Source organism: Sphingorhabdus sp. (genome assembly GCF_044239005.1).
Lineage (GTDB): Bacteria > Pseudomonadota > Alphaproteobacteria > Sphingomonadales > Sphingomonadaceae > Sphingorhabdus_B.
This window is the reverse complement of sequence record NZ_JBIICH010000183.1, coordinates 1-8,832: the sequence shown is the minus strand read 5'-3', so window position 1 is coordinate 8,832 and position 8,832 is coordinate 1. Positions and strand designations below refer to the sequence as shown.

Sequence of the window (8,832 nt, the reverse complement as noted above, 5' to 3'; positions counted from 1 at the left end):
GCCAGCAGCTGCTTCAAAATCTCGTTGAACCAGCGTGACGACATGCCGGACTTATTCATATAATATTTTACCGGTTGCCCGGGTTCTTGCTTAATGAGGAGCAGCACATCCCCCTCTTTACGCATAAATGGCACGCCAATTTCCTGCTGAAAAGTCGCCAAATACCTCAAACAATGCAGATAATCGTTAATATGCGCATTGTACATTTCATCCTGCGAAGACATTGAAACTCCCCCCCCCCCTTAAAACATGTGTTGAAGCGTTTTCGCTATAAACGAACACCATCACACATGATCATTGCCCCAACTGCCCGCCATTTTCCGACTTCTGAACGCTAGCTTAAGGCGTAGCTGCCCTCCGTCATAATAGGTAAAGAAAAGTTATCATATTTATTATGCCTGCATTTTTATGCTCTCGAATTTGGTTTTTTAAACATCCCAGAAAAGCTAACTCTCGCGATGGTTCGGGGGCAGCTCACTTTTGCAGTTGGCAATACACGAGCTCTAGGGTCAACGCATGAAGGCCCTCGACACATTGATAGCTATCTAGATGGCGTAATTGAGGAATTGTAAAATGTTGAACAAAAAAATTGTTCTTTTAACTGGCGTTGCTGCAGCAGCAACAACTGCCTTTGTTGATAACGCCCAGGCACAGGTTGCTACAACGGGCGGTGAAGGCCAGTACACCACCACAAAGGTAAGCACGCAGGCGTCGACGAACGTTTCTGCTGTAACGGCAACTTCGACTGCAGCGTCAACTGCAGCGTCGGTTCTTGCTCGTAACACGGCAGCAAACACTGCCTTGCTTGCGACATTGTCGACTGCAGAGGCAACTGCCTTGGCAAACCAATCGGTATTGGCAACTGCTGTAACGACAGCAGCAAGCACAGTTACTTCGACATCGAGCCTTTTGGTCGTAGCATCAACAACACAATCGACTGCTTTGGTGTCTGCGAACTCCGCGACTGCGCTCACTGCGGGCCTTTCGGCCACTGCCTCAACGGCGACAGCGAACGTAATTTCGGCTCAGTCCGCATTGGTCGCTGCTCAGGCAACGAACACTGGCGTTTCTGCAGCGACATCGACGTTGGCGGCAGCGCAATCTGCTTTGACAGTCGCGACTACTGCGGTGGCATCGAACGCGGCGGTTGTTTCGACTACTGCGGCAGCGCTCTCAACAGCGAACACTAACGTTGCGCTTCGCAACAGCAATTATACGAATGCTCTTTTGGCTTCGTCTTCTGCTACCACAGCAGCAACCTCCGCGTCTGCTTCGCTTGCGACATCGTTGGCTGCTAACACTGCCGCGCAAAGCGCTTTGGCTTCGACCCTGACAGTGACTGGCGTTGCTTCGACGACTAACGCAGTGAATGACCTTGTTGCTGTTCAATCGACAGTAACTGCAAATGCTTCGACAGCGACTGCAGCAACGACGACAGCAACAGCGGCCGTTACAACCGAAGCAAACTTCACCGCAACTCGCGCAATCTTGGCGACTGCGGCTGCAAGCTCGAACACAGGCATCGCTTCTGCAGCAGGAACGCTGACATCGGCGGCTGACAACGGCAAGAACTTCGACACCGAAGTGCTTGGAGTATTGGTTGGTCATGACTCGCGCATTACAACGCTCGAAGGAACAATTGCTACTGGTGACGCGGCAACGCTGACCAGCGCGAACTCGTTCACAACGGCCGCTGTAGCAGCTGGTAATGCCGCAACGTTGACGAGCGCGAACACGTTCACAACGACTGCAGTAGCAGCTGAAGCGACGATCCGTGCCGCTGCAGATACAGCACTTACGACACGTATCGCTGCTGAAGAAACAGCACGTGCCGCTGCGGATACAGCACTTGGTGCGCGTATCACGGCTGAAAACAGTGCACGTGTAGCCGCTGATAACGCACTTGGTGCTCGTATCACTGATTTGGACAACACACTGCGTGACAAGATTGCAAGCTCAACAGCAACAGCAATCGCCATGGGCGGAAGCACGATCTTGCCAGATACGAACTTCACACTCTCCGGCAATGTCGGCATGTATGAAGGCGCATCGGCAGTAGCTCTTAACGCTGCAGGCCGCGTAAGCGAGAAGGTCTATGTCACTGCTGCCGTTGGTGGTGGTTTGAACAAGGGCGGAAAGCTTGGCGGACGCGTTGGAGTAGTCTTTGGTTTCTAATTAAGACACCAAACTAATCAAAAAGAGGCCGGCAATTTTTATAGATTGCCGGCCTTTTTTATTTACACTTTGATGAATTATGCCGCTACAACCGCGAGATATGAAAGCTCAAAACTCTTACATTCGCCAGCCATCGCTCAAGCAAATGCTGTTCGTCGGTTATGCAACATGCATAGGCATAGTCGCTTTCGCACAATCCACGAGTGGATATGCCGCGCAGAGTGCATCTACAAAAACGACTGCCCCACAAAGCGTAAACTCAACTGTTCCGGCTAAACCGGCTTTAGCTGTGCCCGACTTACCGCGCGCCGACTTCATCACGCTGATGGACGCCGATTTTAAAAAGCGCGACTTAGATGGAAACGGCAAGGCGACCCGCGCCGAAGTGGAAGAGTTCACGAAGCGCGCGGCCGCCGCTGTTGCCCAGGAGCAGAACCGGGAGCTATTCCAACGCCTGGATATCGACAAAAACGGGGTCATTACGCCTGCGGAATTTGCGGCCTTGATTCCTGCGCCCAAATTTGTCGATGTGTCTGCCGAAATGACCCGCTTTGATAGCAACCGTGATCAAATTATTACGCTTGTCGAATATCGCACGGCAACGCTGGCGAATTTCGATCGGCTGGATGCCGACAAGGATGGCATTTTAACCGCAACCGAAACATCAAAGTTAACTACCCCTGCAACAAAACCGGAGCAAACGCGCTAGCGGCCTATTAGCAAAGCGCGCACATAGGCCCGAGCCTGTTATTGCCATAAAGTGAAGTCGGAAAACTAAGATATGCGTATTGGCATTTCAATCATAACCGTTCCAGATCATAATATTTGGAACAACGGAATTGGGCAAAATGTGTATCATTTGGCCAATACCTTGGCCCAGATACCATTTGTAGAGCGCGTATTTCTGATAAATGCGGGCAATCAAGATTACCACCCACATGGTGCGGGCGACATAGCAAATGAATACCCCCTCCTTTCATTAACCGAAGCAAAAGAATGTATCGATGTTGCTATCGAGCTTTCGGGTGCGCTGGAGGTGCCATGGCTCAAGAGGCTGCGGGCAGCTGGTGGCAAAGTCGTGTATCACAATTGCGGTCAACCGCATGCATCATTGGTAGAGCCTACCATATTTGATAAGCCATCATTCTTTGGTGAAACGGACAGATGTGATGTCGTCTGGCAACTTCCCAAAGATGCGATCTTCAATAACATGATGTCGGTCATTCACAGATGCCCTGTGGTGACAGTGCCCTATCTTTGGGACCCGATCTTTATTGATCAGTCTATTAAAGAGATCCAAAACGACGAATTAACGTTTGGCTACAAAAAAAATTCACTCGCAACGGGCGCCACAGTCAGCATATTTGAACCCAATATATCCGCGATTAAGATGGGCGTTATTCCATTCATGATCTGCGAAAACACCTATTCCAATAGCCCGGATCTCATTCAGCAGGTCAATTTTCTGAATGGCATAGCGATGGCTTCGCATCAGACATTTTTTCATCTCGTCAACACATCGAAATTATATCAGAATCAGAAGATGACTATCACGCAACGTGAGGTATTTTCGCACACCATGTCCAAGGGTTCAAATCTAGTTGTTGCACATCAACTGGAATGTACGGACAATTATGCATATCTGGACGCCCTGTACGGACATTATCCGCTGGTACACAACTCCCCCAGCTTTTCTGAAGCGGGCTATTATTATGATGGATGTGACATAGACAGTGGATCTGCGGCGCTGACAGAAGCCATTCAGACGCATGACGCTAATCTTGAAAGTTACGCTGCCAAAAGCGACAAGTTTATTAGCCAATTTAGTCCAAAAAATAGAAAAAATATTGATGATTATGCCAGGGCGCTACTGTCCCTAATATGATTTCTGCTGTGGTCGGGAAATTCTGAAAATGAACATTGGAAAAAAAGATGCCTTAAAAGTTGGTATCACGATTCATGCCAGAGATGAGCATCAATCGGTTTGGGAAAATAGCGTCCATCAAACAGCCATATTTCTATCAATGACGCTGCGGAATATTCCGTTTGTAAAGAAGGTCGTGTTTGTGAACTGCGGAGATTTCCAGTCTCCGAATTCAAATATTTTAAAGTTCGCTAAGGGAGAGGTCATTGATCTCAACAAAGCGCATGAGACTCTTGATCTGGTCATTGAAGTGGGCGCCCAGTTGCCCGTCGACTGGATCGAAAACTTTGGCGCCCGCGGCGGTAAGGTCGTAGCGAACAGACTTACAAACGATCTTGTGATCGATTTTGAAAGAATGGCGTTCGCGCTTCCAGCAGCATTGACGTTTTTAGGTGCCAAATATCACGCCATATGGGCCCCCCCATCTTATGAGGATGTTTGCAAAACTTATTACGCACACGGCTTTAAAGCCAATTTTGCGAGCGCGCCTTCCATCTGGAGCCCTCTGCTCATTGATAAATATTCGGAAGAAGCATCAACAAAATTTGAGTATAAGCCTGGTACGAAACGCTGGAGCGTCGGAATACTGGAACCAAATCTGTGTTCTACAAAAACATGTCACTTGCCGCTCTTGATTACGGACCATGCGCACAGAAAAGATGGCAGCATGATAGAAAGCGTTTTGGTTTTCAACACCATGGCGGTCAAAGATCATGACAGCTTTATAAGTTTTGCAAAAAGCTTAGACGTTGTGGACCAAGGCATTGCGACCTTTGAAGGACGGTTGCCTATATATATGATCCTCGGCCAGATTGTTGACGCAGTGGTCACGCACCAATGGTTGAACGACGAAAATAATTTATATTATGAGGCGTTATACGGTGGCTTTCCGCTCATCCACAATTCAGATTTCTTAGGCGATTGTGGCTATCGCTATAATACATTCGATTGCGTTGATGGCGGATTGTCATTTCTTCAAGCGTTTAGGCAGCATGATAAAAACTTGGTTGAATATAGAAAACAAGCAAATATGTTTTTAGCCAATATGAAGCCGGATGCACCCGAAATTATTGATGCATATACCAAAAATATTTCTGACCTATATGAGTAATAGATATCTTATTTATCATGTTATCTAAATTGTGAAATTTAGCTGAGATTTTAAAAATTATGTCAAAAATTCGCTTAACAACATGTGGAAGTTACAAATTTTTAACTAATCCATTAGATGTTTATGTTGGTAAATCTTTGGAAATTTATGGCGAATGGTCGCACGGAGAACTAATCGGCATATCATCTCTCGTCCCAAAAAACGCCAATATTCTTGAAGTTGGATCAAATATTGGTTCCCATACTGTTTTCATTGCAAAAGAAATTTGTCCGGAAGGGAATGTTTACGCATTTGAACCTCGGCGCATCCTTTTCCAAAATTTATGCGCTAATTTATGTATAAATGAGATAAGCAATGTTTATGCATTCCAAAAAGCACTCGGATTAGATTTTGACATAATATTTGAAGGCCCAATTCCACAAGATGGACTGGCAAACCACGGCGCATTTGATTTAGGCAGCATAAGTGGGGTTGGTGAACACATTAATGTCGATCCGCTTGACGCTTATTTAGAACAATTCCAAAAAATTGCATTGATCAAAGCCGACGTAGAAGGCTTTGAAGAAGATGTTTTACGTGGTGGATCACAAATTATTTCTAGAGATAATCCAATTTTATATTTAGAAAATGATAGAGTTGATAGATCTCAATCTTTAATCGAATATGCATGGTCCTTAGGGTATGATTTATACTGGCACATTGTTCCACTTTTTCGAAATGATAATAATGCAGGAACGCCCTACAATATTTTTGGTAACACGCACTCTTTCAACATGTTAGGGATACATAAAGAATCAGGAATCACAATTGATGTATTAAATAAAATTACGGATTCAAGTACACATCCTTTGAAAAAATAATTTCATCAAAATTTTATTTAAAGAATCTAGATTTTACAAATATTATATTAATACACGTACTTCAAAATCCGATTGGTTGATGTCCTTTAGATTTTTATGCCGCGGGTTGCAGCTTGGATTTTCCCTCGCTAAATCATCAAAATGAACCTTGCATCCCTTCTCGCCCAATTCGAACCGGGCGCCGCATCGCACAAGATATCCATCCCCGCTACCTGGCATCAGGGGCGCACCTCTTATGGTGGCTTAAGTTCGGCACTGGCCTATCAAGCGGCCAAGCTGACTGCGGAGGATTTGCCGCCGCTTCAGTCCGCACAAATCGCGTTTGTCGGTCCCTTGGCGGGCGATGTTGAGGTGCAGGCCAACATCCTGCGTCGTGGTAAAAACACGGCATTTATCAAGGCTGACATCATGGGCGCAGACGGCATTGGCCTGACCTGCACGTTCATTTTCATGAACCGGCGGCAAAGCGATTTGGACTATATCAACATCGCGCAGCCCGAATTTCCGCCGCTTCCGACCGCGGACAATGTACGCAGCGGCCCGCCTGAATTTTTCACGGGCCATATGCAATATCCGGACAAGCGGCTCGAACTGGGATTGGCCACCAATCGGCTCGCATCATGGCACCGCTTCACCGAACATGACGGGCTTGACCATATTGCCGAACTTATCTGCATTGGTGACGCATTGCCGCCGTCCGCGATGGGCTTGATGACCGAAAAGGGCATGGTGAGCTCAATGAACTGGCAGATCAACATGCTGACGGATACGCCGACGACCGAAGATGGATGGTGGTATCTGTCCAGCGAAACGCATCACGCCGCCAACGGCGCCAGCAGCCAATATATGACCACATGGAACAGCCGCGGCGAAGCGGTGCTTACCGGCATGCAGTCGGTGGCAATTTTTGCTTAAACAGCCGGTTTTGCGCGGACAAAGCGCATGGCAAGCATCACAAGACCAATAACGATAAAATTATCGACAAAGGTTTTGTAGAACAGCCAGTTGTCCGTCGTCAGCAATTTTGCGGCGCCATAATTCAAAGCCGCCATGATCAGGCCGATAACGCCCATGACGATAGCAAAGCGGCCCGCATGGATATCCGAATAAGGCATATACCGCGCTAAACCTTTGCCGATATATGGCCCGCCGCGCGCGCCATCGATAATGAAGAAACTTGCGGCGATTAATCCAGTGATTGTGCCGCGTAATTTGATCCATTCATCATCGTTCAGCCAAACTGCTAGGCCGGCCGAAATGCACAGCATCAATATGCCGAAGAGCGCAAGCCCGCCGGTGACATCAATTTTCGTTATGCGCTGGAACAGGACAAGGCCGAACCCGACGACCACGCCTACAATCGCCGCAGTCTGCAGATCGGTGAACTTTGCAACACAATAGAACAGCAGGCCCGTGATGATATCAATGGCAAATGGCAAGCGGTTGTGGCGCGCAAATACGCCGCCATTCACGTCTGTTCCTTGCGCGGCCATATCTTAACCCAATGCCGCCTGTTTTTCCTCGGCGAGGCGGTCCAGCTCGGCGCGGCTTTTCTTTTCGCTGGAGGATTTCAGCTGGCCGCATGCCGCCATGATATCGCGGCCGCGCGGTGTGCGTACAGGCGCGCTGATGCCGGCTTCGAAAATGATGCTGGAAAAACGCTTGATGCGCTCTGGATCCGAACATTCATAAATCGCGCCGGGCCATGGGTTGAACGGTATCAGATTGACCTTTGCCGGCAATTTATACTGGCGGATGAGGTTCACAAGCTCGTGCGCGTCTTCGTCGCTGTCATTCTTGTCCTTCAACATCACATATTCAAATGTAATGCGCCGCGCGTTGCTGACGCCGGGATATTCGGCGCAGGCCCGCAAAAGTTCATCAATGCCATATTTGCGGTTGATGGGGACGATTTCGTCGCGGATTTCCTTGGTCACCGCGTGTAGCGAGACCGCGAGGTTTACGTTAATTTCCTCGCCCGCACGCGCCATCATCGGCACAACGCCCGACGTCGACAGCGTAATGCGGCGGCGCGACAGGCCAAGGCCATCGCCATGCATAACGATCTTCATCGCATCACGGACATTGTCGAAATTATACAAAGGTTCACCCATGCCCATCAACACGATGTTTGTGAGCATGCGGCCGTCGGCGGTGTAATGGCCGACATCATCATCTTCATCATCGTCCGCCACCGACGCCATATTGCCCTTTGGCCATTCGCCAAGCGCATCGCGCGCCAGCATAACCTGACCGACAATCTCGCCCGGTGTCAGGTTGCGCACCAGCCGCATCGTGCCCGTATGGCAGAAGCGGCAGTTGAGCGTGCAGCCAACTTGCGAGGAAATGCACAAGGTGCCGCGATCCGCATCGGGAATGAACACCATTTCATAATCTTGGGCATCATCGGTGCGCAAAAGCCATTTGCGCGTGCCATCGTTCGAAACCTGCGCCTCGACAACTTCTGGCCGGCCAATGACAAAGCGGTCGGCAAGCCATGGGCGCATGGTTTTGGCGATGTCGGTCATCGCTTCAAAATCGGTCACGCCGCGATGGTAGATCCAGTGGAACACCTGCTTTGACCGCAGCTTTGCAGCCTTTTCATCGAGCTGCGATTCTTCAAACAGCTGACGAATTTGGAGATGGTTCAAGCCCAAAAGGTCAATTCGGCCATCCGCACGCTGCGTAATCGCGCGTGGGGTGACAACGGGGTCTATATGGCCGGGAATCTGCATGATGGCCGCGCCTATACGCAATGAATC

The 8,832-nt window shown here is 48.8% G+C and carries 9 protein-coding genes; 6 read left to right on the top strand and 3 right to left on the bottom strand.

What is annotated here, in order from left to right; all coding sequences use genetic code 11:
* Positions 1-545 precede the first annotated feature (545 nt).
* Positions 546-974: a hypothetical protein gene (locus ACILQA_RS10755; protein ID WP_395629682.1), complete on the bottom strand. Its 429-nt coding sequence runs from the start codon at positions 972-974 to the stop codon at positions 546-548.
* Between ACILQA_RS10755 and ACILQA_RS10750 the strand changes: the two genes are divergently transcribed.
* The 6 genes from ACILQA_RS10750 to ACILQA_RS10725 all read left to right on the top strand — a co-directional run bounded on the left by ACILQA_RS10750 (position 946) and on the right by ACILQA_RS10725 (position 6,985).
* Positions 946-2,175, top strand: coding sequence for a YadA-like family protein (locus tag ACILQA_RS10750; protein WP_395629681.1), 1,230 nt, complete (start codon positions 946-948; stop codon positions 2,173-2,175). The two genes, ACILQA_RS10755 and ACILQA_RS10750, sit on opposite strands and share 29 nt — an antisense overlap.
* A gap of 79 nt (positions 2,176-2,254) precedes the next feature.
* Positions 2,255-2,884, top strand: coding sequence for an EF-hand domain-containing protein (locus ACILQA_RS10745; protein ID WP_395629680.1), 630 nt, complete (start codon positions 2,255-2,257; stop codon positions 2,882-2,884).
* A 72-nt stretch (positions 2,885-2,956) separates the two neighbouring features.
* Positions 2,957-4,060 carry a DUF2827 family protein gene (locus ACILQA_RS10740; RefSeq protein ID WP_395629679.1) on the top strand — a complete coding sequence of 368 codons (1,104 nt, stop codon included), beginning with the start codon at positions 2,957-2,959 and terminating at the stop codon, positions 4,058-4,060.
* A 28-nt stretch (positions 4,061-4,088) separates the two neighbouring features.
* Positions 4,089-5,210: a DUF2827 family protein gene (locus ACILQA_RS10735; RefSeq protein WP_395629678.1), complete on the top strand. Its 1,122-nt coding sequence runs from the start codon at positions 4,089-4,091 to the stop codon at positions 5,208-5,210.
* A 59-nt stretch (positions 5,211-5,269) separates the two neighbouring features.
* Entirely contained in the window at positions 5,270-6,070 is an 801-nt protein-coding gene (locus ACILQA_RS10730; protein WP_395629677.1) for an FkbM family methyltransferase, read from the top strand.
* A 141-nt stretch (positions 6,071-6,211) separates the two neighbouring features.
* Positions 6,212-6,985 (top strand): thioesterase family protein, encoded by a 774-nt coding sequence (locus tag ACILQA_RS10725; protein WP_395629676.1) that lies wholly within the window; start codon positions 6,212-6,214, stop codon positions 6,983-6,985.
* Here the strand turns inward: ACILQA_RS10725 and ACILQA_RS10720 are convergent.
* Together ACILQA_RS10720 and rlmN are read right to left on the bottom strand one after the other, a co-directional pair.
* Complete coding sequence (locus ACILQA_RS10720; protein WP_395629675.1) at positions 6,982-7,563, bottom strand: septation protein IspZ; 582 nt, start codon at positions 7,561-7,563, stop codon at positions 6,982-6,984. The genes ACILQA_RS10725 and ACILQA_RS10720 overlap by 4 nt on opposite strands.
* 3 nt (positions 7,564-7,566) lie before the next feature.
* The gene (rlmN, locus tag ACILQA_RS10715; protein ID WP_395629683.1) at positions 7,567-8,805 is read right to left on the bottom strand and encodes a 23S rRNA (adenine(2503)-C(2))-methyltransferase RlmN; all 1,239 of its coding nucleotides are present in this window, start codon (positions 8,803-8,805) and stop codon (positions 7,567-7,569) included.
* Positions 8,806-8,832: the final 27 nt, after the last annotated feature.

What these genes read in the sequence shown, in the direction of transcription:
- ACILQA_RS10745 (WP_395629680.1), top strand. Translation starts at nt 2,255, where the DNA reads ATGCCGCTACAACCGCGAGATATGAAAGCTCAAAACTCTTACATTCGC.
- ACILQA_RS10740 (WP_395629679.1), top strand. Translation starts at nt 2,957, where the DNA reads ATGCGTATTGGCATTTCAATCATAACCGTTCCAGATCATAATATTTGG.
- ACILQA_RS10735 (WP_395629678.1), top strand. Translation starts at nt 4,089, where the DNA reads ATGAACATTGGAAAAAAAGATGCCTTAAAAGTTGGTATCACGATTCAT.
- ACILQA_RS10730 (WP_395629677.1), top strand. Translation starts at nt 5,270, where the DNA reads ATGTCAAAAATTCGCTTAACAACATGTGGAAGTTACAAATTTTTAACT.
- ACILQA_RS10725 (WP_395629676.1), top strand. Translation starts at nt 6,212, where the DNA reads ATGAACCTTGCATCCCTTCTCGCCCAATTCGAACCGGGCGCCGCATCG.
- ACILQA_RS10720 (WP_395629675.1), bottom strand. Translation starts at nt 7,563, where the DNA reads ATGGCCGCGCAAGGAACAGACGTGAATGGCGGCGTATTTGCGCGCCAC.
- rlmN (WP_395629683.1), bottom strand. Translation starts at nt 8,805, where the DNA reads ATGCAGATTCCCGGCCATATAGACCCCGTTGTCACCCCACGCGCGATT.